At 70.5% G+C, this 22,249-nt stretch carries 23 protein-coding genes; 13 read left to right on the top strand and 10 right to left on the bottom strand.

Features of this window, described 5'->3' with window-relative positions:
* Positions 1 to 3 precede the first annotated feature (3 nt).
* A complete protein-coding gene (locus LG391_RS16150) occupies positions 4 to 912 on the top strand; it encodes a LysR substrate-binding domain-containing protein (RefSeq protein ID WP_225769019.1) in 909 nt (302 codons plus the stop codon).
* 18 nt (positions 913 to 930) lie between these two features.
* Here the strand turns inward: LG391_RS16150 and LG391_RS16145 are convergent, their stop codons facing one another.
* From LG391_RS16145 to LG391_RS16135, 3 genes are read right to left on the bottom strand one after another with little or no spacing between them, the layout of a single operon-like run.
* A complete protein-coding gene (locus tag LG391_RS16145; protein ID WP_225769018.1) occupies positions 931 to 2,163 on the bottom strand; it encodes an MFS transporter in 1,233 nt (410 codons plus the stop codon).
* A complete protein-coding gene (locus LG391_RS16140; RefSeq protein WP_225769017.1) occupies positions 2,160 to 2,804 on the bottom strand; it encodes a transcriptional regulator in 645 nt (214 codons plus the stop codon). The genes LG391_RS16145 and LG391_RS16140 overlap by 4 nt, the downstream gene beginning before the upstream one ends.
* A 56-nt stretch (positions 2,805 to 2,860) precedes the next feature.
* Positions 2,861 to 4,057, bottom strand: coding sequence for an MFS transporter (locus tag LG391_RS16135; RefSeq protein ID WP_225769016.1), 1,197 nt, complete (start codon positions 4,055 to 4,057; stop codon positions 2,861 to 2,863).
* A 430-nt stretch (positions 4,058 to 4,487) separates the two neighbouring features.
* On the opposite strand from LG391_RS16135, the gene LG391_RS16130 reads away from it, so the two are divergent.
* The 10 genes from LG391_RS16130 to LG391_RS16085 all read left to right on the top strand — a co-directional run bounded on the left by LG391_RS16130 (position 4,488) and on the right by LG391_RS16085 (position 13,908).
* Positions 4,488 to 5,465, top strand: coding sequence for a LacI family DNA-binding transcriptional regulator (locus LG391_RS16130; RefSeq protein WP_225769015.1), 978 nt, complete (start codon positions 4,488 to 4,490; stop codon positions 5,463 to 5,465).
* The gene (locus tag LG391_RS16125; protein WP_225769014.1) at positions 5,462 to 6,487 is read left to right on the top strand and encodes a polyamine ABC transporter substrate-binding protein; all 1,026 of its coding nucleotides are present in this window, start codon (positions 5,462 to 5,464) and stop codon (positions 6,485 to 6,487) included. The genes LG391_RS16130 and LG391_RS16125 overlap by 4 nt, the downstream gene beginning before the upstream one ends.
* A 182-nt stretch (positions 6,488 to 6,669) precedes the next feature.
* Positions 6,670 to 7,500, top strand: a complete 831-nt coding sequence (locus LG391_RS16120; protein WP_225769013.1) for an ABC transporter permease — start codon at positions 6,670 to 6,672, stop codon at positions 7,498 to 7,500.
* A complete protein-coding gene (locus tag LG391_RS16115) occupies positions 7,500 to 8,273 on the top strand; it encodes an ABC transporter permease (RefSeq protein WP_225769012.1) in 774 nt (257 codons plus the stop codon). The genes LG391_RS16120 and LG391_RS16115 overlap by 1 nt, the downstream gene beginning before the upstream one ends.
* A gap of 257 nt (positions 8,274 to 8,530) precedes the next feature.
* Complete coding sequence (locus tag LG391_RS16110) at positions 8,531 to 9,556, top strand: ABC transporter ATP-binding protein (protein ID WP_225769011.1); 1,026 nt, start codon at positions 8,531 to 8,533, stop codon at positions 9,554 to 9,556.
* Positions 9,553 to 10,488, top strand: a complete 936-nt coding sequence (locus LG391_RS16105) for a nucleoside hydrolase (protein ID WP_225769010.1) — start codon at positions 9,553 to 9,555, stop codon at positions 10,486 to 10,488. The genes LG391_RS16110 and LG391_RS16105 overlap by 4 nt, the downstream gene beginning before the upstream one ends.
* The gene (locus LG391_RS16100; RefSeq protein ID WP_225769009.1) at positions 10,485 to 12,257 is read left to right on the top strand and encodes an adenine deaminase; all 1,773 of its coding nucleotides are present in this window, start codon (positions 10,485 to 10,487) and stop codon (positions 12,255 to 12,257) included. The genes LG391_RS16105 and LG391_RS16100 overlap by 4 nt, the downstream gene beginning before the upstream one ends.
* A 64-nt stretch (positions 12,258 to 12,321) precedes the next feature.
* Positions 12,322 to 12,810 (top strand): DUF1801 domain-containing protein, encoded by a 489-nt coding sequence (locus tag LG391_RS16095; protein WP_225769008.1) that lies wholly within the window; start codon positions 12,322 to 12,324, stop codon positions 12,808 to 12,810.
* A gap of 34 nt (positions 12,811 to 12,844) precedes the next feature.
* A complete protein-coding gene (locus LG391_RS16090; protein ID WP_225769007.1) occupies positions 12,845 to 13,261 on the top strand; it encodes a DUF1801 domain-containing protein in 417 nt (138 codons plus the stop codon).
* A gap of 8 nt (positions 13,262 to 13,269) precedes the next feature.
* A complete protein-coding gene (locus LG391_RS16085) occupies positions 13,270 to 13,908 on the top strand; it encodes a class I SAM-dependent methyltransferase (RefSeq protein ID WP_225769006.1) in 639 nt (212 codons plus the stop codon).
* Positions 13,909 to 13,917: 9 nt separating this feature from the next.
* On the opposite strand, the gene LG391_RS16080 is transcribed toward LG391_RS16085, so the two are convergent.
* From LG391_RS16080 to LG391_RS16055, 6 genes are all read right to left on the bottom strand, one after another.
* Positions 13,918 to 14,616 (bottom strand): GntR family transcriptional regulator, encoded by a 699-nt coding sequence (locus LG391_RS16080; RefSeq protein WP_225769005.1) that lies wholly within the window; start codon positions 14,614 to 14,616, stop codon positions 13,918 to 13,920.
* Between the two features lie 9 nt (positions 14,617 to 14,625).
* Positions 14,626 to 15,417, bottom strand: a complete 792-nt coding sequence (locus LG391_RS16075; RefSeq protein WP_225769004.1) for an ABC transporter permease — start codon at positions 15,415 to 15,417, stop codon at positions 14,626 to 14,628.
* Entirely contained in the window at positions 15,414 to 16,274 is an 861-nt protein-coding gene (locus tag LG391_RS16070; RefSeq protein ID WP_225769003.1) for an ABC transporter permease, read from the bottom strand. The genes LG391_RS16075 and LG391_RS16070 overlap by 4 nt, the downstream gene beginning before the upstream one ends.
* Complete coding sequence (locus LG391_RS16065) at positions 16,271 to 17,332, bottom strand: ABC transporter ATP-binding protein (protein WP_225769002.1); 1,062 nt, start codon at positions 17,330 to 17,332, stop codon at positions 16,271 to 16,273. Before LG391_RS16065 ends, LG391_RS16070 begins: the two co-directional genes overlap by 4 nt.
* Positions 17,329 to 18,339: a PotD/PotF family extracellular solute-binding protein gene (locus LG391_RS16060; RefSeq protein WP_225769001.1), complete on the bottom strand. Its 1,011-nt coding sequence runs from the start codon at positions 18,337 to 18,339 to the stop codon at positions 17,329 to 17,331. The genes LG391_RS16065 and LG391_RS16060 overlap by 4 nt, the downstream gene beginning before the upstream one ends.
* A gap of 106 nt (positions 18,340 to 18,445) precedes the next feature.
* Complete coding sequence (locus LG391_RS16055; RefSeq protein WP_225769000.1) at positions 18,446 to 19,420, bottom strand: isopenicillin N synthase family oxygenase; 975 nt, start codon at positions 19,418 to 19,420, stop codon at positions 18,446 to 18,448.
* A 104-nt stretch (positions 19,421 to 19,524) separates the two neighbouring features.
* Here LG391_RS16055 and LG391_RS16050 point away from each other — a divergent pair, with 104 nt between their 5' ends.
* Positions 19,525 to 20,463 carry a nucleoside hydrolase gene (locus LG391_RS16050; protein WP_225768999.1) on the top strand — a complete coding sequence of 313 codons (939 nt, stop codon included), beginning with the start codon at positions 19,525 to 19,527 and terminating at the stop codon, positions 20,461 to 20,463.
* Between the two features lie 2 nt (positions 20,464 to 20,465).
* On the opposite strand, the gene LG391_RS16045 is transcribed toward LG391_RS16050, so the two are convergent.
* Positions 20,466 to 20,636: a hypothetical protein gene (locus tag LG391_RS16045; RefSeq protein ID WP_225768998.1), complete on the bottom strand. Its 171-nt coding sequence runs from the start codon at positions 20,634 to 20,636 to the stop codon at positions 20,466 to 20,468.
* A gap of 242 nt (positions 20,637 to 20,878) precedes the next feature.
* Between LG391_RS16045 and LG391_RS16040 the strand changes: the two genes are divergently transcribed.
* Complete coding sequence (locus LG391_RS16040; protein ID WP_225768997.1) at positions 20,879 to 22,195, top strand: FAD-binding oxidoreductase; 1,317 nt, start codon at positions 20,879 to 20,881, stop codon at positions 22,193 to 22,195.
* The last annotated feature ends 54 nt before the right edge of the window (positions 22,196 to 22,249 follow it).

Raw genomic sequence — 22,249 nt, 5'->3', positions numbered from 1 at the left:
GATATGAATAGAGGCATCGAGCTGCGTCATCTGAGCTACTTCGCCTGCCTGGCGGAGGAGCTGCATTTCGGCCGCGCCGCCGACCGCCTCGGCATGGCCCAGGCGCCGCTCAGCCAGCAGATCCGGCAGCTGGAGGAGCGGCTGGGCGTGCGCCTGTTCGACCGCACGACACGGCGGGTCAAGCTGACCGCGGCCGGCGAGATCCTGCTGCGCCACGCCCGGGATGTGCTGAGCGGCCTGGACCGCGCCATCTCCCACACCCGCGCGATCTCGGGCGAGCATGTCGGCCACCTCGTGGTCGGCGGCGTGCATCTGGCGCTGTCGCAGTTCCTGCCCGCCATCATCCGGGCGTTCCGCCAGGACTATCCCGCGGTCACGGTCGACGTCGTGCCCTTCACCACGGCCGAGCAGCTGAAGACGCTGGAGGCCGGCGGCATCAACGTCGCCTTCATCCGGCCCACCACCGCGGCCGGCTTCATGCAGATGGAGCGGCTGTCGAGCGAAGGCTTCGTGGCGGTGCTGCCGAAGGCGCATCCGCTCGCCGCCAAGCCCGACCTGTCGCTGCGCGACTTCTCGGGCCAGCCCTTCATCGGCTATGCGCCGATCCTCGGCGCCAGCTACAGCAACCTGGTGCTGGACGCGTTCCGCCAGGCCGGGGTGCGGCCGATGGTAGTGCAGGACGCCTCGCACACCCTGTCGATCGTCACCCTGGCCGCCGCCGGGGTCGGCCTCGGCATCGTGCCGTCCTGGGTGTCGCACATGCCGCTGCCGGAGCTGGCCTACCGGCCCCTCGACGACCTGCCGCAGGCGGTGGAGCTGGCCATCGCCTGGCCGGCCGGCGAGACCTCGCCGGTGGTGCTCGACTTCGTCCGCATCTCACGCCTGGTCGCGGCCCAGCGCCGGGCGCGCTGAGCGGCATGGTCCCGGCGCTCAAGAGGGATCGGCGCCGGCGACCCGCCGTTTCCCGAACCCGCGGAAGCTCCTGCGCGCCAGCGGCAGCAGCGTCGCCGCCAGATATGCCAGCCCGATCAGCAGCAGCGCGGCGGGGAGGCCGACGCCGCTGATCAGCGCGCCGCCGAAGAGCCCGCCGAAGGGAATCAGGGTCCAGCAGAGCGCCGTGCTCATCGACGTGACGCGGCCGACCAAGGGCTTGGGGATCCGCTCGAACATCACGGCGAACAGGATCGGGTTGAGGAAGCCCGAGGCAAAGCCGCCGATCGCCAGGGTGGCGAAGACAAGAGCGAGCGGCACGTCCACCGCGAGGACGAGGAAACGCGGAAACCCGGTCAGGAGGAACGCGACCGTATAGACGACGAGGCGCGGCATCCGTTCGCCGATCGAGGCGGCGATGGCCGCGCCCACCATGGAGCTGCCGGAGAACACCGCCAGCATCGCCCCCAGCAGTTCGGGGCCGTGACCGGCATCCCGCGTCCAGACCGGCAGCAGGACGGCGTGGAAGGCCTGGTCCAGGAGGTTGGTGGCCGCCACCATGACGACGATGCCCATCAGCACCGCATCCCGGCGCAGGAAGGTCCAGCCTTCCAGCAGATCCCGGCCATAGGACGCCGCCGCCGCGACCGCGGGATGGCGCAGCGCGGGGATGCCCGCCCCGATGATCAGGGCGGCGACGGCGAAGGTGGCGGCATTGAAGGCAAGGGCCTGGGCCGGACCGGTCATCACGGCGATCAGCGCGCCGGCGCCGGCCGCCCCCACCGTCGAGGCCAGTCTTTCGATGGTGCCGACGACGCCGGTCACCCGCTCCAGCGGCACCGCCGCCAGCTCCGCGATGTCCGGGACCATCGCCTGCTTGGCGGCGTCGGCCGGGCCGCGCAGCGCGCCGAGGACGAAGACGATGGGGAGCAGGGCCGGGACGGTGAGCATGCCCAGCAGATGCAACAGGGGCACCAGCCCGACCACGGCCGCCGAGGCCGCATCGCAGAGGATGGCGATCCGCTTGGGGCCGGCGCGGTCGATCAGCGGGCCGCCCAGGGCCTTGGCGACGACATAGGGCAGCATTTCCGCCATCGCCACCAGCCCGGTCGATACGGGGCTGTTCGTCGTGCTCAGCACCAGCCAGGGAATGGCGATCGTCGACAGCCTCGTGCCGGAGATCGAGACGGTCTCGGCGGCGGCCAGGGCGAGAAAGGGCGCGCGTCCGCTCACGGCCCGGCATCCTCCTCGCGGTGCGGCAGCCGGCCCGGATAGGGAAAAGCGCGTAGCATGACCGTGAAGGGCGCCATGTCCGGGGGCAGCGGTTCCCCGAGGGGCGGGGCGTCCCGCATCGCCTCCAGCATGATGTCGGTCAGCCGCCTGGTCAGGGCTTCGGCCTGCTCCGCCGTCAGCGGGATGGTGACGTCGCTGGCCGTGCTGGCCTTGCGCCATGGGGCCGGCAGCTCGGGATATTCCTCGACGGCCCGCTGCATCTGGCCGACCTGCAGGGACAGCGCCGCCTGGGTGAAGGCGACGCCCGCATCCAGCTCCGCACCCTCGGCATCCGTCTCGAGCACGGAGGTCAGCTCGTGGCTGGCGCGCCACCAGCGGTCGCGCCGGGATGGCCCCGGCTTCTCCTCGATGAAGCCGTACTGGGCCAACTGGCGGAGGTGATAGCTCGTCGCGCCGCTGTTGAGGCCCAGCCGCGCCGCCAGCTGCGTCGCGGTGGCGGGGCCGTCGACCCTGAGCATGCCCAGCATCCGCAACCGGACCGGATGCGCCAGCGCCTTGAGGGCCGTCGGATAGGGGACGACCCGGCTGACGTCGCGGGGCGCGGTCGCGGCGGGAATCGATGGAGGGCGAGGCGGGTTCATTCACCAAGCTTAATTTGCAAAGATATCTTTGCAAAGATTTCTTTGTGCACCCTCGGCTATGTCGATGTTACGCGGGATGCGGCCCGGTTCAGCCGGACCGCTGCGGCGGCCAGCAGGCCGAGGAAGGAGGCCAGCAGCATCAGCAAGATCAGGAGCGTCGGCGACGGCTCGCCGGACAGGGCGAGGCCGGTCAGCGTCGTCGTCAGCGCGCCGCCCAGGACGGTCAGGGCGCCGGTGATGCCCGCGGCGCTTCCCGCCAGCCGGGGGCGCACCGACATCGCCCCGGCGTTGCTGTTCGGCGTCGTCATGCCGTTGCCCAGCCCGACGAAGACGGTGCATCCGAAGTAGAGGGCCGGCGTCAGATGGCCCATGGCGATGACCGCGAGGCCGGCGAGGAGGCCCAGGCAGGCGAGCATCCGGCCCATCAGCATGACCGTCGCCGGCGGATGCCGGCCGACCAGGCGGCTCGACAGCCAGCTGCCGGCGACGAAGCCCGCGGTGATGCTGCCGACGTACACGCCCAGCTGCGCCGTGCCGATCCCGAAGACGGTAGTGGCGATCCGGGGCGCCCCGGCCAGGAAGATGTAGAAGGCGCCGGTCGAGAAGGCGGTGCACAGCGCATGGCACCAGAACAGCGGCTCGCGCAGCAGCGCGGCCAGGCGCCCGCCGTCGTCCCCCGTCCCGGCCGAGGGCCGGAGGGTCTCGCCCAGGTCCGACCACGCCAGGCACCAGAGCCCCGCCCCGGCCACGGCAAGGAGCAGGAAGGCCATGCGCCACCCGAAGGCGGCGTCCAGGACGCTGCCCAGCATCGGCCCCAGCATCGGGGCCAGGGCCATCGCCATGCCGATGCGGCCCAGCAGCCGCGCGGCCTCGGCCTCCCCGGCCGTATCGCGGACGATCGCGAGGGAGAGGACATAGCCCGAAACCACCGCCGCCTGCAGCATCCGGAACGCCAGCAGCATCCACACGGTCTGGGCGACCGCGCAGCCGAGCGAGGCGAGGGTGAAGACCGCGAGCGCCGCCAGCAGCACCGGGCGCCGGCCGATCCGGTCGGCGAGCGGGCCCAGCCCGAGCTGGACCGCGGCCGAGACGGCGAGATACCCGCCGAGCGCAAGGCCGACCAGGGCGTAGTCGGCCTCCAGATCCCGCGCGATGTTGGCCAGCGACGGTACGATCATGTTCAGCGTGACCACCGAGGTGGCGGTCATCAGGATCAGCGTCGACAGGGCGGGCGGGGTGGTGGCCTTGCGCATCGGTGTCCGAACCCTCTGAAACAAAAAAGCCCCCGAACGGCGGTTCGGGGGCGCATGGCGGCGGACATGGCGTCCGCTATCGGGCCATGCACCTTTCGCCTACGATCGTGAAATTTGGTGGAAGCATTTTTATCTCCTGCGCAATGAACATATTATCAGATCGAATTTCTGCGCAAGTATCTGTTCAATCTCCATTGCATTGATTCGTCATGGCGAGCCCCGAAGGGGCGTGGCCATCCAGCGGCACCGACCCCTGGGATGGCCACGGCGCTACGCGCCTCGCCATGACGGGAAGGGATCGAGGAGTCGGTCAAGCACCGCGGGTACCGGGCTGGCTCGCTGCGTTTCGGCTTGCGCCGCGGCCGTCCCGCATGGTTAACCGTGCAACCTGCTTAATCGTGATACCAGGATGCCCGGCAAGCCGCCCTCCATGCTCGATCTCGCGCGCCGGCTCGGCGTGTCGCGGGCGACCGTGTCGAACGCGCTGCGCGGCAAGGGGCGGCTGTCGCCGGAACTGGCGGGCCGGATCCGCGCCCTGGCGGCGGAGCTGCACTACATCCCGGCCCATGCCGGCCGGGCCCTGCGCACCGGCCGCAGCGCCACCATCGGCCTGATCGTGCCGGATTTCGGACAGCCGCTGTTCCCGATCTTCGCCCAGGCGATCGAGCGCGCCGCCAAGAGCCGCGGATTCGCCGTTCTGGTCGGCGACAGCCTGGGCACGGCGGCGGGGCAGGCGGCGGAGATCGACAACCTGCTCGGCCGCGGCATCGACGCGCTGGTGATCATCCCGACCCGCGGCACCACGGTCAACGCCGCCGCGATCCCGGTGCCGGTGGCGGTGATCGACAGCGCCGCCACCCGCGGCAACACCGCGGCCAGCAACCATCGCGAGGGCGGCCGCCAGGTCGCCGGCCACCTGATCGGGCTGGGCCACCGCGACATCCTGCTGCTGGCCGGGCCCAAGGATTCCAGGGTGTCGCGCGAGCGCACCGACGGCATGCGCGAGGTCTTCGCCCGGGCCGGCATCACCCCGCGCATCCGGCATTCCGTCACCAGCTTCGAGGTGGGGGCGGAGATCGCGGCCGAGGTCGACCTCGCCGGCTTCACCGCCTGTGCCGCCGCCTATGACGCGCTGGCCGTCGGCTTCGTCACCGGCCTGGCCGCGCGCGGGGTGCGGGTGCCGCAGGACGTCTCGGTCACCGGCTTCGACGACCTGATGTGGGCGCGCATCGTCTCGCCGCCCTTGACCACCGTGCGGCAGGACCTCGCCGCCATCGCCGACCATGCGCTCGCCGTCGCCACCGGCGAACGGCAGGGGGCGCGGCTGTTCCCGGTCGAGCTCGTGCTGCGGGCCTCGACCGCCGGCCCACGACACGTCAACGACAACCGGAGAGGGGGTGCTTCATGATCTCGATACGGATGGCCGCCGGCGCCACGCTGGCTCTTCTCGGGTCCTCGGCCGCCCTGGCCGAGACGCCGACCCTGACCATCTCGGTCTACGGCGTCGCGCAGGACGCCTACAGGAAGGACCTCTACGATCCCTTCGAGGCCATCTGCGGCTGCAAGCTGGTGGTCGAGACCGGCAACAGCAGCGAGCGGCTGGCGAAGCTCGAGGCCAACAAGGCGTCGCCGGTGATCGACGTCGCCGCGATCGCCGACTTCAACGCGCTGGAGGCGGCGAGAAAGGACCTGATCCAGCCGATCGACGTGTCGAAGCTGTCGAATTACGGTGCGCTCTACGACTTCGCCCAGGACCCGATCGGCGGCCATCTGGCGGTCGGCTACACCTTCTACTCGACCAGCATCGTCTACCGCTCGGACAAGGTGTCGATTTCCAGCTGGAAGGACCTGTTCAAGCCCGAGCTGGCCGGCCGCATCGCCCTGCCGAACATCACCACCACCCAGGGGCCGCTGGCGATCTACATGATCGACAAGGCCGAGGGCGGCACCACGCCCGACCTGAAGGCCGGCATCGACGCCGTCGCCGCGCATCGCGAGGACGTGGTCACCTTCTACGAGCGCGGCTCGCAGATCCCGCAGCTCTTCGAGCAGGAGGAGATATTGGCGGCGGTGGTCGGCCGCTTCGGCTGGGCGAACATCAAGAAGCTCGACCTGCCGATCCAATGGGCGACGCCAAGCGAGGGCCAGACCGGCGGCATGAACGTGCTGACCCTGGTCAAGGGCTCCAGGAACGAGGAACTGGCGCTGAAGTTCATCGACTACTGGCTGTCGAAGGAGGTGCAGACCAGGCTGGCGATGGACCTGGTCGACAGCCCGGCGAACAGGACGGTCGAGGTGCCGCCCGAGACGGCGGAGGCGCTGACCTATGGCGCCGAGACCGCCGCCAGCCTCAGCTTCATCAAGCCCGTGGCGATGCTGGAGAACCGCGAGGCCTGGGTCGCCGGCTGGAACGCCAAGGTCGCCCAGTAGGACTGCAGCTATGGACAGGTTCGAGACCAAACGTTCCGAACGGGAAGCTTCCTCTCATCTGTCATTGCCGGGCTTGACCCGGCAATCCAGAGGCCACCCAGAGCGGCATCGACATCTCTGGATGCCCGGATCAAGCCCGGGCATGACAATTTTTCTTTTCAGTTCGGAGTCCTGAGCGTCCGATGTTCGAGAAGCGAGGCATCGGCCTGGCCCTGATGGCGCCCGCCGCGCTGTTCGTCGCGGTCGGCTTCCTGCTGCCGGTCGCGATCCTGCTGGCCGGCAGCTTCCATTCCGCCGCCGGCTGGGGGCTGGAGAACTTCACCGAGTTCTTCGCCAAGCCGCTGAACCGCGACGTGTTTGTCCGCACCTTCCGCCTGGCGCTCACGGTCACCGCGGTGGCGGCGGTCATCGGCTACGCCGTGGCGCTGGTGATCGTCGACGCCTCGCCGGGGGTGAAGGGCAAGCTGGTCGGCCTCCTGGTGCTGCCGCTGATGATCTCGCCGGTGGCGCGCACCTATGCCTGGCTGGTGATCCTCGGCCGCACCGGCATCGTCAACGTGGCGCTGACCGGCCTCGGCCTGTCGGACGAACCGATCCGCTTCCTGTTCAGCGAGACCGCGGTCTTCATCGGCCTGATCCAGCTGTTCTTCCCGCTGATGGTGCTGCCGCTGGTCAGCGCGCTGGAGAACCTGCCGGCCGACGTGGTGCCGGCGGCGCGGGTGCTCGGCGCCTCCTGGTGGACGGTGTTCCGGCGCATCCTGCTGCCGCTGACCCGCGAGGGGCTGGTGGTCGGCGGCACGCTGGTCTTCGTCGGCTCGCTGACCGCCTATGTCACCCCGGCGATCCTCGGCGGCTCCAAGGTGCTGATGCTGGAGACGCTGATGTACCAGCGCGTCTCGGTCGCCAACGACTATGCCGCCGCCGGGGTGATCGCCGTGATCCTGATCGGCATGAGCATCCTGACCCATGGCGGGCTGAAGCGCCTGGCCACGGCGCGGCGGAGGGCCGGCTGATGCGGATCGCCGGCCACACCCTGCTCGCCGCCGTGATGGTGTTCCTGATCGGCCCGTTCCTCCTGATCTGCGTCGCCGGCCTGTCCGCCGGCGAGACCCTGGCCTTCCCGCCGCCGGCCCTGTCGCTGCGCTGGGTGGAGAAGGTGTTCGAGGTCGAGAGCTTCCGCACCAGCTTCGCCCTGTCGATGGCGCTCGGCCTCGGCGCCACCGGGGCGGCGCTGCTGCTGGGCATCCCCGCCGCCTACGCGCTGGAACGCTACGACCTGCCGGGGCGCGAGGCGGTGCGCGGCGTGATCACGGCGCCGATCATCGTGCCCGGCATCATCGTCGGCCTTGCGCTGCTGCGGCATCTGGTGATCCCGGCCGGCATCCCGGTCATCGCCGCGCTGTTCGTCGCCCACACGGCGCTGCTGGTGCCCTATGCCGTGCGCATCACCTCGGCCAGCCTGAAGAACCTGCGTGTGGACATGGAGGAGGCGGCGGTGCTGCTCGGCGCCAGCCGGGCCGGGGCCTTCTTCCGGGTGGTGCTGCCGAACATCCGCAACGGCATCATGGCCGCCTTCGTCATCGGCTTCGTCACCTCCTTCAACCAGGTGCCGGTGTCGCTGTTCCTGTCCGGCCCCGGCGTCTCGACCCTGCCGATCGACATGATGTTCTACATGGAATTCAACTACGACCCGTCGGTGGCCGCCCTGTCGGGCCTGCTGGCGCTAATGTCGCTGGCCATCGTGCTGGTCGCCGAACGCCTGCTGGGGCTGTCCCGCTATGTGTAGCCTGCATTTCTCACCCTCGATGTGGCCTGCGCCGGTTCAAGACGCCGGCAGGGCAGGAGCCGCGCGCGGCGCGATGCGGCACATCGGGCAAGCGCGGCGACGCCCCCTGCCGGCGTCTTCAACCGGCCCAAAGGGTTGCCTTGCGGCGGGCGCCTGCGGCCCCGGGCGGCTCGACCGTATATCCCGATACGCTCTTCGCCGCCCGGAGCCGCATTCACCTCGCCGCAAGGCAACGCAGGCCGCATGGAGGGTGAGAAATGCAGGCTAGCGCTTTCCTTCATCTGGACGGGCTGACGCTCGCCTATCACGGCCAGGTCGTGGTCGACCGGCTGACCGTGTCGATCCGGCGCGGCGAGCTGGTGGCGCTGCTCGGCCCCTCCGGCTGCGGCAAGACCACGACGATGCGCGCGATCGCCGGGCTGATGGCGCCGGCCGGCGGCCGGATCACGCTGGCCGGGCGCGACATCACCCGGGTTCCGGCCAACAGGCGCGGCGTCGGGCTGGTGTTCCAGTCCTACGCCCTGTTCCCGCATCTGACCGTGGCCGAGAACGTCGCCTTCGGCCTGCGGCTGAAGAAGCTGCCGGAGGCGGAGATCACCAGCCGGGTCGGCGCGGCGCTGGCCAATGTCGGCTTGTCCGGCTTCGCCGAGCGCCTGCCCAAGGCCCTGTCCGGCGGCCAGCAGCAGCGCGTCGCTTTGGCCCGGTCGATCGTGGTCGAGCCGCAGCTGCTGCTCCTGGACGAGCCTTTGTCCAATCTCGACGCCCGGCTGCGGCTGGAGATGCGCAGCGAGCTCAGCCGCCTGCAGCGCGAGCTCGGCATCACCATGATCTACGTCACCCACGACCAGGCCGAGGCGCTGGCCCTGGCCGACCGGATCATCGTCATGCGCGCCGGCCAGATCGAGCAGATGGGTCGGCCGGACGAGATCTACGAGGCGCCGCGCTCGCCCTTCGTGGCCCGCTTCATGGGCTTCGAGAACACCTTCGCGGTGGAGGAGGGCCGGCTGGCCACGGCCGGCGGCAGCCTGGCGCCGGGCTTCGCCCTGCCGGCGGCGGCGAAGGCGCTGGGCTGGCGGCCGCAGGCGGTGGCGCTGGGCGCCGGCCCGCATCGCGGCCGGGTGCGCGGCGTCTCCTATCTCGGCCAGACCGTGGAATACCTGCTGGAAACGCCGGCCGGCCCGATCAAGGCCGAGGTGCCGTCGGCCGAACCGCGGCACGAGGCGGGGGCGGAGATCGCCTTCGACCTGCCGCTGGCGACGGCCGCGGTGATGGAGCACGCATGATGCGCCGGGTGTGGATCGACACCGATATGGGCTTCGACGACGCGGTCGCCATCGCCATGGTGGCGGATGCGCCGGACGTCGCGATCGCCGGCCTGTCTCTGGTCGCCGGCAACGCCCCGCTGGACCGGGTGGCGCAGAATGCCCGCGACGCCGCCACCTTCTTCGGCTGGGACGTGCCCATCCATGCCGGCCGCGACCGGCCGCTGCTCGGCGATCTCGTCACCGCCGCCTATGCCCTCGGCGACGGCGCCATGCCGACGGTCGGCCGCAGCTTGCCCGAAGCCGATACGCCCTTGTCCGAGGAGCCGGCGCTGTCAGCCCTGGTCCGGTACCTGGAGGAGGGCGGAAGCGAGGTCCTGGCGCTGGGGCCGCTGACCAACATCGCGGCGCTGCTGATCGCCCGGCCCGACCTGGCCGCGCAGATCCGGCTAGTCTGGATGGGCGGCAGCGCCGGCCCCGGCAATCACACCGCGGTCGCCGAGTTCAACGCCGCGGTCGACCCGGAGGCGATCCAGGCGGTGATCGACGCCGGGGTGCGCATCGCCATGGTCGGGCTCGACGCCTGCCGGCCGGTCACGGTCTCGGTCGCCGATGCCGACACGCTGCGGGCCATGGGCGGCGACCGCGCCGCGGTGCTGGCCGACCTGCTGCAGGGCTATGCCTCCATCGGCCAGCCCGGGGGGCCGCATCCGCTCTACGACCCGGTGGCGGCCGCCGCCTGGATCGAGCCGGCGACGATGGGAGTCCGCCCGGCCCGGCTGGATGCCGAGCTGTCCGGCCGGCTGACCCGCGGCATGACCGTCATCGAATGGCGGGTGCCGCGCAAGGCCGCCGCCAACGCCGACATCGCCACCGTGCCGGAGGTCGGGCGCATCCGGGCGATGGCGCTCGGCGCGCTGGAACGCGCCGCCCAACAGAAGGTCCAGCCATGACCCGCGAACCCCACGACCTGGACGATCCCGGCCTGCGCGACCGCGCCGTGCGCGCCGCCCGCGGGCTCGCGCCTTTCGACGTGCTGATCACCGGCGCCAGCCTGGTCGACGTCGCGACCTCGGAGGTCCGCGCCGCCGATATCGGGCTGGTCGGGCCGCTGGTCGCCAGCGTGCACGCCCCCGGCAGCCGCGGTGATGCCGGCCGGATGGTCGACGCCGCGGGCCGCTTCGTCGCGCCCGGGCTGATCGACACGCATCTGCACATCGAAAGCTCGATGGTGACGCCGCGGCGCTATGCCGAGGTGGTGGTGCCGCAGGGCACGACGACGATCTGCTGGGATCCGCACGAGGTCGGCAACGTCGCCGGCCTGGCCGGGGTGCGCTGGGCGGTCGAGGCCGGGCAGGGGCTGCCGCTGCGGATCCTCACCCTGGCGCCGTCCTGCGTGCCCTCGGCGCCGGGGCTGGAGGTGGCGGGCGCCGAGGTCGGCGGCGGCGAGATGGCGGAGATGCTGCGCTGGCCGGAGATCGCCGGCGTCGCCGAGGTGATGAACATGCGCGGCGTGCTGGACCGCAGCGAGCCGATGCAGGGCGTGGTCGCCGCCGGCCTGGCCAGCGGCAAGCTGGTCTGCGGCCATGCCCGCGGGCTGGAGGGCGCGTCGCTGCAGGGCTTCGCCGCCGCCGGCATCCAGTCGGACCACGAGATCACCTCGGGCGACGACCTGCTAGCCAAGCTGCGCGCCGGCTTCACGGTCGAGCTGCGCGGGTCGCACGACTATGTCCTGCCCGGCGCGGTGCAGGCGCTGGCGAGCCTGCCGCACCTGCCGCAGACCCTGACCATCTGCACCGACGACATCTTTCCGGACGATCTCGTCGCCGCCGGCGGCGTCGTCGACGTGCTGCGGCGGCTGGTCCGCTACGGCATGAAGCCGGTCGACGCGATCCGGGCGGCGACGCTGAATGCGGCGATGCGCCTCGGCCGCCGCGATCTCGGCCTGGTCGCGCCCGGCCGCCGCGCCGATCTGGTCGTGCTGGATGGGCTGGAGACGCTGGGGGTCGAGCGGGTCTTCGCCTCGGGCCGCGAGGTCGCGGCCGAGGGGCGCCTGATCGGCGGTCCGCTCGGCCGGCCGGCCGATGCCTTCCATGACAGCGTGAAGGTGCCGCCGCTGACCACCGACGATTTCGTCCTCCGCCTGCCGGGCGACGGCACGGCCGTGGTCAACTCGATCTTCCGGCCGCGCTTCACCGAATGGCGCGACCTCGCGGTCGAGGTGAAGGACGGCGCGGTGGTGCTGCCGGAGGACAGGATCCTGATGGCGGTGATCCATCGCCATGGCCGGCGCCCGGCGGTGCCGCAGATCGGCATCCTCGACGACTGGGGTCCTTGGCGCGGCGCGCTGGCCACCACGATCTCGCACGACAGCCACAACCTGACCGTGTTCGGCCGCGACCCGGCCGACATGGCGGCGGCCGCCAATGCGGTGATCGCGGCCGGCGGCGGCATGGCGGTGGCCGAAGGCGGCGCCGTCACGGCACAGGTGGCCCTGCCGGTCTGCGGCCTGCTGTCGGACGCGCCGGCGGCGGAGGTCGCGGCCGACTTCGCCGCGGTGAAGGCGGCGGCGGACCGGATCGTCGACTGGCAGCCGCCCTACCGCACCTTCAAGGCGGTGGTCGGCGCCAGCCTGGCCTGCAACCCCGGGCCCCACGTCACCGACCTCGGCCTGACCGACGGCACCACCGGCGAGATCCGCCCGCTCCTGGCGGCGGGCTGAGCCGGTCGACATCGGCCGGAATCGAAGTATTCTCTGCGGCCTGTCTGTCAGCGAGGGGAGCGCCATGACCGACACGACATCCGCCAAGGCGAAGGCCGCCAGGACGGCCGCCGCCAAGCCGCGCAAGCCGAAGGCGACGGAGCCGGCCGCGGCGCCGGTCCTGCTCTCGGGCGGCAACCCGCAGATCGCGAAGGGCTATGGCGACGAGCCCGTGCAGGCCTATATCGCGGCGATGCCGGGCTGGAAAAGCGAGGTCGGGCGCCGGCTCGACACTCTGATAGAGCGCACCGTCCCCGGCGTGCGCAAGGCGGTCAAATGGAACTCGCCGATGTACGGGGTGGAGGAGAAGACCTGGTTCCTCGGCATCCATTGCTTCACGAAATACATCAAGGTGGCGTTCTTCCGCGGCGCCTCGCTGCAGCCTCTCCCGCCCGGCACGTCCAAGCAGAAGGAGGTGCGCTACCTCGACATCCGCGAGGACGAGCCGCTCGACGAGGCCCAGTTCTGCGCCTGGGTGAAGCAGGCCAGCGAGCTGCCCGGCGAGAAGATGTGAGCGGCGAGAGATACTCGAGGGAGCGACAGCAGCCATGAATGCAACGACGGCAGCCGCCACCGAAGGCGGCTCTCCCTCCCGGCTGATCGATGCCAGGATCGAGGAGTTGGGGGACTGGCGGGGCGAGACGCTCGCCCGGGTCCGGGCCCTGATCAGGCAGGCCGATCCCGAGGTGGTCGAGGAGTGGAAGTGGAGAGGGGTCCCGGTGTGGTCGCATGCCGGCATCATCTGCACCGGCGAGACGTACAAGGCGGTGGTGAAGCTGACCTTCGCCAAGGGCGCGTCGCTGGCGGACCCGTCCGGCCTGTTCAACTCGAGCCTCGACGGCAACACCCGGCGCGCCATCGACATCCGCGAGGGCGACGCGATCGATGAAGCGGCGTTGAAGGATCTCATCCGCGCTGCCGTGACCTTGAACCTTTCGGCGCAGGCGAGAAGGAAGCGCGGCTGAGGCGCGCCGTGCCGCAGGTCGCGAACGACGCGCGCTTCTGGGACCGGGCCGCGGGCAGATACGCCGCCGATCCGATCGCGGACATGGCGGGCTACGAGCGGACGCTGGAGCGCACGCGGCACTATCTCAGGGACGGCGATGCGGTCTTCGAATTCGGGTGCGGCACGGGGACGACGGCGCTCAGGCTCGCATCCTCCGTCGGGCGCATCCTGGCGACCGACATATCGGCCGAGATGATCGCGATCGCCCGCGGGAAGGCCGAAGCCGCGGGATGCGCCAATGCCGATTTCCGGGTCGCGACCCCCGATGCGATGCCTTGCCCGGACGGGACCTTCGACGTCGCCCTGGGCTTCAATGTCCTGCATCTGGTGGCGGCGCGGGAGACTGCGCTGAGAAATGTCCATCGGCTGCTGAAGCCGGGCGGGATCTTCATTTCCAAGACGCCCTGCGTCGGCGAGGCGAACCCGCTGATGCGCGTCGTCCTGCCCCTGATGCAGCTCGTCGGGAAGGCGCCCTATGTGAGCTTTCTCACGGCGCAGGAGTTGGAGCGCGAGATCGCGGCGGCGGGGTTCGAGATCATCGAGCGCGGGCGCCACGCCTCGCGCGGCAAGGATCTGCGGCCGTTCCTCGTGGCACGGAAGCGGTGACGCCTCCCGTCAGCGCTTGCCGATGGTCGAGGACAGCGCCCTGCGGACGATCTGCCAGGCGACCTCGACCAGGCCTGCGGTGACTTGGCCGGCGGCCGGGGCGTCGCCGCGGCGGATCGCGTCGATCATCTGCTGGTTGGCCTCGATCGCGATCGCCGTCATCTCCGCCGACACGCCATAGGCCAGGTGGCGGTAGCGCAGCGCCGGCTTCTGCACGATGGCCAGCAGGCGTTGCAGCACGGCATTGCCGGAGGCCTCGTGCAGCGCCTCGGTCAGGGCGACATTGGCGTCGAAGCATCGCTCGACCTCGCCGGCCTCCAGTGCCGACCGCATCGCTGCGAGGGCGACCGAGAGCTCGCCGGCGACCGCGACCGGATTGGCCGACCGGGCCGCGCCCTCCGCCGCCAGCGCCTCCAGCTTCACCCGGCAGGAATAGATCTGGTCGAGATCGGCCAGCGACATCGGCGCCACCCGCACGCCCTGGCGCGGCCGGCGGATCACCAGCCCGGTGCCCTCCAGCAGCCGCAGCGCCTCGCGCACCGGCGACCGGCTGATGCCGTAGCGCTCGCACAGCTCCTCCTCCACCAGCTTGGCGCCGGGGGGCAGCTCGCGCAGGATGATCTTGCGCTCAAGGAAGGCGAGCACCGTCTGCGACAGCACCGGCCGGCGCGGGGCGCCGCCGTCTTCGTCCGGGATGGCGGTCTCCATGGTCGCGCGTCAGAACCTCTGGATCTTGAGGCCGAGGACCTTCTCGGTCACCACCACGACCAGCAGCGTCATGACGATGCTGACGGTGGAGACGGCCGCGGCCTCCGGCGTGAAGTTCAGGCGAAGATAATCGAACAGCTGGATCGGCAGCGTCGAGGTCCCGACGTCCTTCAGGAGGAACGAGATCGCGAAGGTGTCGAAGGAGATGATGAAGGCGAACAGGCAGCCGCCGATCAGCCCCGGCTTGATCAGCGGCAGGGTGATGCGCAGGAACACCCGCCACGGCCGGGCGCCGAGGCTGCGCGCCGCCAGCTCCCACGACCGGTCGAAGCCCTGCAGCGAGGCCGAGACGTTCATGAACACGAAGGGCAGGGTGATCAGCACATGGCCGGTGACCAGCGCCACCAGGTTCCTCGTGCCGATGCCGATGGCGTAGAAGAAGAACAGCAGTGCGATCGCCGTCAGCACCTCGGGCAGCAGCAGCGGCGCCAGCACGGCGATGCGGATCGCCTCCTTCGCCCGGCCGGCGTGGCGGGCGTGGTAGAGGGCGGCGGCGGTGCCGATCGCGGCGGAGGCCAGGGTGGCGATCGCCGCGACCTGCAGCGAGGTCCAGATCGCGGTGACGAACACCTCGTTGCCGAAGAAGGCCTCGTACCAGCGCAGCGACAGCCCCTGCGGCGGGAAGGCCAGGAAGGCGCCGGCGCTGAAGGAGGCGCCGACCACGACCAGGATCGGCGCCAGCAGGAAGGCGTAGACCAGCCCGCAGAACACCGGGAACAGGATCGGCCGACGCGGCTTCATGGCGCCCACCGCATCCGCGTGGCCCGGGCGAACAGGACGACGCAGAGCCCGCCGGCGACGCTGAGCATCAGCGCCAGGGCCGAGCCCAGCGGCCATTGGAACGCGTCGGTCAGGGTGTCGACCACGGTCAGGGTCATGGTCTTCACCCGCATGCCGCCGATCAGCACCGGGGTGACATAGGCGCTGAGCGCCAGCACGAAGACCAGGATGCAGCCGGACTGGATCCCGGGCAGGGCCAGCGGCAGGACGATGCGCCGGAACGCCACCCGCCGCGTGGCGCCGAGCGACCGCCCCGCCGCCTCCAGCACCGGATCGATGGTCTGCAGCGCCGCCATGATCGGCAGGATCATGAAGGGCAGGAAGACATGGGTCAGGGCGATGACGATGCCGAGCGTGTTGTACATCAGCGGCAGCGGGGCCAGGGTCAGGCCCAGCGACCGGGCCGCCTTGTTGATGACGCCGTTGTTGCCCAGGAGGATGGTCCAGCCGAAGCTGCGGACCACGATCCCGACCAGGAGCGGCGACAGCACGATGCCGTACAGCACCGGTCGCCAGCGCGACCGGCTGCGCGCCAGCTGCCAGGCGACCGGGAAGCCGATCAGGAGCGTCGCCGCGGTGGTCAGGAGCGCGATCCACAAAGTGCTGCCCAGCTGGGCCAGGTAGTAGCCGTCGGTCAGGGCGCGCCGGTAGTTGTCCAGCGTCAGCCCCGGCCCGTAGGGCGCGCCGGTGGCCGGCGGCCGGACGCTCATCAGCACGATGTTGAGATAGGGCACCAGCAGGAACACGCCCAGCAGCACCGCCGCCGGCGCGATCATCAGCCAGGTCCAGGGCGGCAGCCTTCTGCGCCGGGCGGTCATGGTGTCTCCGGGACGACCCAGAGCGGGGCGGCGGGTGGCCGCACCGCCACGCGCTGCCCCTCGGCGAAGCGGGTCTGGGTCAGGCTGTGGGCCTCCACGCCGCTGCCGTCGGGCAGGCGGATGCGGTAGTTGACCATGTTGCCCAGATAATAGCGGCCCTCGATGACGCCCTCCGTCGCCGTCGTGCCGATGCCGACGGGGGCGAGGGTGACCGCCTCCGGCCGCAGCAGCGCCTTGACCGGGGTGCCCGGCGCCGCGCCGTTCAGCCCGTCGGCCGCGCAGTCGCCGAACACCGTGCGGATCTTGGCGTCGGATCCGTTGGCCACGACGATGCCGGGCAGCAGGTTGGCCTGGCCGACGAAGCTGGCGACCCTGGCATCGGCCGGCCGCTCGTAGATCGCCTCGGGCGCGCCGGCCTGGACGATGCGGCCGCCGAACATCACCACGACGCGGTCGGACATCGTCATCGCCTCGGCCTGGTCGTGGGTGACGTAGATGGTGGTGATGCCGACCCGCCGCTGCAGGTCGCGGATGAACACCCGCATCTCGTCGCGCAGCCGGGCGTCGAGATTGGCCAGCGGCTCGTCCAGCAGCAGGATGCTCGGCTCGATCACCAGCGCCCGGGCCAGGGCGACGCGCTGCTGCTGGCCGCCGCTCAGCTCGCGTGGGTAGCGCTCCTCCATCCCGCGCAGCTGCACCATCTCCAGCACCCGGGCGACGCGGGTTGCGGTCTCGGCCCGGCCGACCTTCCGCATCTCCAGCCCGAAGGCCAGGTTCCGGGCCACGGTCATGTGCGGGAAGAGGGCGTAGGACTGGAACACCATGCCGATGTCCCGCCGCTCCGGCGGCAAGGCCGAGACGTCGCGCCCGTCGAAGGCGATGCTGCCGTGCTCGGCCTCCTCGAATCCCGCGATCAGCTTCAGCGTGGTGGTCTTGCCGCAGCCCGACGGGCCCAGCAGCGAGACGAACTCGCCGCTGTCGATCGACAGCGACAGCCGGTCGACCGCCCGGGCGGCGCCGAAGCTGCGGGTCAGCTCTGAAATGACGACCTCGGTCACTGGAAGGTCCGGTTCCAGCGTTCCGTCATCTCGGTGGCATTGGCGTTCACCCAGTCCCAGTCCCAGGCGAGGATCCTGCCCATCTGCTCGCCGTAGACCGGGACATCGGCGCGCAGATCCTCCGGCACCTCGACCGTGCGGTTGACCGGGGAGACGAAGAACTCCCGCGCCAGCATCAGCTGCGTCTCGGGTGACAGGATGAAGTCGATATACTTGTAGGCCAGCTCGCGCGCCGGGGCGTTGGCGCAGATGCTGAAGGTCTGGTCCCACATCAGCAGGCCTTCCTCCGGCACGATGCACTCGACCGGCAGGCCCTGGTGCTTCAGCCGGGCGATCTCGCCGAAATCATAGGGCGCGACCACGATCTCCCCGGTCGACATCAGGGTCGACATGTTGAAGTCGGTCTGCAGCACGGGCGCCAGCTCGCCCAGCTTCTCATAGGCCTTGTCCAGGTCCTGCGGGCCGCTGCCGAACAGCTTGCCGGTCAGCATCACCATCGCCTTGCCGGCGGAGTTGACGATGTTGTAGAGGCCGATGCGGCCCTGGAACTCCGGGTTGTCCCACAGGTCCTTCCAGGATTTCGGCGGGGTCTGCACCAGGTCGGTACGGTAGCCGAGGCCGAGCGGCGAGATCATGCCGACCGCGGCCCAGCCGTCGCCGGTCTGGGCGATCGGGTACAGGTCCTTGTAGTGCGGCACCAGCGAGAGGTCGAACTTCTCGAAGTAGCCCTCCTTGCGCAGCAGCGAGGCGAAGATCTCGTTCATCATCACCATGGAATAGGGCGGGTGGTCCTTGCCGGCCGCGCGCAGGGTCGAGGTGAAGGTGCGGCCGAAGCCGATGTCGAGCTTCGTCTTGGCGCCGGTCGCGGTCTCGAAGGCGGGCACCAGGCTGTTGCGCCAGAACGCCTCCCAGACCCCGCCATAGGTGGTGATGACCAGCTCCTGCGCCGCGGCCGCCAGGGCCGGGACGCGCAGCATGGCCGGGCCCATCAGGGCCGCGCATGCCATGACAACCTGCCGTCGAGTGGGCTGCATGTCCTTGTCTCCGCTGTTTGTGGACCGCCGACCTGGGCGGCGTCTCCCCGTGGAACCTCTGCCGGGTTCCTTGGCGTTCTCAGGACGCCTTCTTGCGGTACTCGTAGTTCTTGTTCAGCCGATCGAGCAGATAGTCGCCGTAGCGCACCGGCGGGTGGCGCGGCGCTTCGCCCGGAGCCAGGATGGCGGCGGGACAATCGACCACCGTGTCCATCGACGGGTCGTAGAAGAAGGGCTGCGAATAGCGCTCGCGGCCGCTCAGGTTCAGCACCCGGTGCGGGGTCGAGGCGAAGCGGTCGTTCGACCAGCGCGCCAGGATGTCGCCGACATTCATGACGAAGGTGTCCGGGATCGGCGGCGCCGGGATCCACTCGCCGGCGCGGTTGCGGACCTCGAGCCCGCCCACGGAGTCCTGCGCCAGCAGGGTGATGAAGCCGTAATCGGTGTGCGGGGCCGACCCGAACAGCCCTTCCTCGCGCCGCTGCTCCGGATAGTGGAGGAGGCGGAGGAAGAGGGTGGGGCGGTCGAAATGCGGCAGGAAATAGGTCGGCGGCAGGCCCAGCGCCTCGGCGATGGCGACCGCCATGTCGCGGCCCAGCGCCGACATCGCCCGCATGTAGTCGAGTGCCGCCTGACGCAGCTCCGGGATCTCCGCCGGCCACTGGTTCGGGCCCTGCAGCGGCTCGCCCAGCGCCGGGTCGTCCTCGGCCAGGTCGTGCATCACCATCAGGGATTCGCTCTGGTTCGGCTTGGTGACGTTGGCGACGGAGGAGGTGACGATGGTCGAGGTGCTGAACGGCATGTAGCCGCGATGCGCGTCGTTCATGCGGATGCGCAGCTTGGCCTCGGCCGGCAGGTCGTGGAACCGCACCGACAGGCGGTGCAGCCGGTCGCCCAGCTCCGCCGGCACGCCGTGATCGGCGAGATAGACGAAGCCGATCGTCTCCAGCGTCCGGCGCAGCTCCGCCACCGTGCCGGCACGGTCCTCCGGCCTGCCGCCGCGCAGCGGCGACACGTCGAGCACCGGGATGTTCGAGAATTCTCCCCGACCCATGCGCAAGCTCCCCTGTTTCGGATATTTGTATACAGAAACTCAGTTCTGTATACAGTTTTCTGACCAACAGGACCGGCCGCTTCCAGGCCGGCAGGGAGGCGGGTTTGACCGAAGCCATCATCATCGACACCGATCCGGGGCAGGACGACGCCTTCGCCATCCTGCTGGCGCTGGCGTCGCCGGAGCTCGAGGTGCTCGGCCTCACCACGGTCGCCGGCAACGTCCCCGTCGCCGTCACCGCCGCGAATGCCCGGCGGGTGGTGGAACTGGCGGGCCGGCCGGAGGTCCCGGTGCGGGCGGGCTGCGAGCGGCCGCTACTGCGCCCCGCCCGCTTCGCCGAGGAGGTGCACGGCAAGTCCGGCCTGGACGGCTGGGACTTCCCGGCCCCGGCGCGGCCGCCGGAGCCCGGCCATGCGGTCGACTGGATGGTCGAGACGCTGCTGAGCCGGCCGGACGGCGCGACCACGCTGGTGCCGGTCGGGCCCCTGACCAACATCGCCATGGCCTTGCGCCGCAGCCCGACGGTCGCCCGCAAGATCCGTCGGATCGTGCTGATGGGGGGCGGCTTCTTCCAGGGCGGCAACATGTCCCCGGCGGCGGAGTTCAACATCCTGGTCGACCCGGATGCCGCCGCGATCGTGTTCGGCGCCGGCATCGACCTCGTGGCCGTGCCGATCGACTGCACCTATGCGGCGCCGACGCCGGAGAGCTGGATCACCGACCTCGAAGGGCTTGGCACCCGCATCGGTGCCGCCGGCGCCGGGATGATGCGGTTCTTCCAGCGCTTCGGGAACGAGAAATACGGCACCGCCACCCGGCCGCTGCACGACGCGCTGGCGGTCGGCTATCTGCTCTGGCCGGAGCTGTTCGGCGGCCGGAACTGCAATGTCGAGATCGAGACGGCGTCGCCGCTGACCCTCGGCATGACCGTGGTCGACTGGTGGGGCATCTCCGGCCGCCCGGCCAACGCCCTGTGGCTGACCGGATGCGACGCGCCGGTCTTCTACGGACGGATGCTGGAGCGCCTGACCCGGCTCGGCTGAGGCTACAGCGGCGGGGCCGCGAGCGCGTCCTGCAGTGCCGCGAGGAAGGCCTGCGCCGCCAGCGACAGCGGCCGGCGCCTCGGCACGATCAGGCCGGTCGAGACCGGGATGCGCGGCGTGAAGGGCTGCACGGCGATGCCGGGCGCCGCCGCGCGCCGGGACCGCAGCGTCACCCAGCCGCCGTCGATCTTGCCGGACCAACAGATGACGCTTGACTCCGTCCATAATGGACGATCACAATCATAATCTCAGTTCCCAAGAAATGGTCGAAAGTCCGGATCGATGTCCGGCTACGAACATTCGATCGCGTACTGTCTGATCACCGGCTGATGAAAAAGAAGGCAAGATGTGCCTGTGATAGGCATTCGGCGTTCTTTCATCGGAATTGTGTCAGTTCTTCCGGGATGAGGAGGACATGATACATAAGACGCCGCTCGAACCGTCGCTGTGGTACGCCACGGCGGCCCCGGCGCCGGAGACGACGGCGCTGGACGGCACGGTCGACGCGCCGGTCTGCGTGATCGGGGCCGGCTACACCGGCCTGTCCACCGCGCTGCATCTTGGCGAGCGCGGAATCGGCGCGGTGGTGCTGGAGGCGCAGCAGATCGGCCATGGCGGGTCGGGCCGCAACGCCGGCCACTGCACCCCGACCTTCCATGTCCATGAGATCCCGACCATCCGGCGGATCCTGGGCGAGCCCTTCGCGTCGCGGCTGATCGAGCGGCAGACCAACGCCGCCAACCTGGTCTTCGACATCATCCGCCGCTACGGCATCGAGTGCGAGGCGGTGCAGACCGGCTACATCCACGCGGCCCATGCCAGCCCGGCCCTGGCGAAGCTGGAGCAGCGCTGCCGCGACTATGCGGCGGTCGGCAAGGCCACCCGGATGCTCGGCCGCGACGAGGCCCAATACCTGACCGGGTCGCCGCGCTTCTGCGGCGGCTGGTTCCATCCGGAGGGCGGACATCTCAACCCGCTCGGCTACGCCCGCGGCCTGGCGCGGGCGGCCATGTCGCGCGGCGCGCAGATCTTCACCCGCTCGCCGGTCACCGCGATCCGGCCGCAGGGCGGGCGCTGGCGGGTGGAGACGCCGACGGGATCCGTCGTCGCCGACAAGGTTGTGTGCGGCACCGGCGCCTACACCGACGGATTCTGGCCGGGGCTGGAGCAGAGCTTCGCCCGCCTCGGCGTCGCCGTGCTGGCCACCCAGCCGCTCGGCGACAACGTCCGCCGGACGATCGCGCCGGACAACAACACCGTGGTCGACAGCCGGCGCGACATCTCGATCTGGAAATACGACAAGGACGGGCGGCTGGTGACCTCGCTTTTCGTCGAGGGACGGCGCGGCCGCGATCCGGCCTATACCCACGACCTGATGCGGCGGAAGCTGCAATGGCTGCTGCCGCAGCTTGGCGACATCGAGTTCCAGTACAGCTGGACCGGCGCGCTCGACATGCAGCCGCGCACCTTCCCGCGGCTCTACGGCCTGGCGCCCGGCATCGTCGCCTCGCTCGGCTATTCCGGCCGCGGCGTGCCGACCGGCACGATGATGGGCACGGTGCTGGCGGAGTGGGCCACGGGAACGCCGCCGCAGGACCTCGCGCTGCCGGTCGAGACGCTGCAGCGCGCGCCCGTCTACATGCGCTTCATGCCGCGCGTCATGCTGGCCTGGTCGCGGATCCGCGACCAGCGTGCGGCCCGGCGCGACGGCCTCGACCCGCCGCCCTTCTGACCATGTGGACCTGTCCGTTGACCCAACCCACCGAAACCAAGGACGGCTATGCCC

This window comes from Inquilinus sp. Marseille-Q2685 (assembly GCF_916619195.1).
GTDB lineage: Bacteria > Pseudomonadota > Alphaproteobacteria > DSM-16000 > Inquilinaceae > Inquilinus.
The sequence above is the reverse complement of the archived record's forward strand: the minus strand, read 5'-3'. Positions and strand labels throughout refer to the sequence as shown.